This window comes from Vibrio sp. 2033, assembly GCF_033339735.1.
This window is the reverse complement of record NZ_JAWOVC010000298.1, coordinates 1-746: the sequence shown is the minus strand read 5'-3', so window position 1 is coordinate 746 and position 746 is coordinate 1. Positions and strand designations below refer to the sequence as shown.

The 746-nt window shown below is 45.6% G+C and carries 1 pseudogene; it reads right to left on the bottom strand.

Annotated elements, in window-relative coordinates:
- A pseudogene (locus R7P74_RS26200) lies at window positions 1-617 on the bottom strand (4Fe-4S binding protein); the annotation flags it as partial.
- Window positions 618-746: the final 129 nt, after the last annotated feature.

Here is a 746-nt window from a genome sequence, read left to right as displayed (position 1 = left end):
CAGAATACTGGCCAGAAGTTCGCGTTGAAGGTGAAGAAATCAATCACCAGTTGTTTCATCGGCACAAAGTAACCAACAAAGGTGAATCCTGTGGCGAGCGCGATAGCAAACCAAGCGATGTGCTTGAGTGTTTTACGCATGGCTAAGTTGGCGGTGAGTTTATTGGCGTCTTGTTTGCGACGTTTATTCGCGCTGTCTTCGAGTTTTTCTTCAAACCAGATGTACATGAAGGTCCACACGGTTTGCGGGCAGAGATAGCCACACTAGACTCGGCCTAAAAAGGTGGTAATGAAGAACAGGCCAAACGCTGCGATCACAAAGAGCAGAGCGAGTAGGGTCAGATCTTGCGGATAAAGCGTGGTGCCGAAAAAGTTGAACTGCTGGTTGCCGATATCAAGCAAGATCGCTTGTCGCTCGCCGTATGGGATCCACGGTACCAAAGCAAACAGTAGCAGTAAGAACCAACCACCGTAGCGACGCAGTTTTTGGTAAGTCCCTTTACTTTCTCGAACGTAGATGCGATTGCTTGGGTTAAAACGATCCCCGTTTCCTTTATGGGTTTTCGGGTTGAAAGTCTTGGGAGTCACATCTTTGATATCGATCTTATCCTGACTCATGCACTCATCCTTCTTAGGCTTTTTTATAATGTACGGCGGCATTTCTGGTGATGTCGCTCTGTGACATTGCTATTAATTATTTTAGTTAATACTGATAAACGGCGATTATACAAGCAATAACAATTCCTT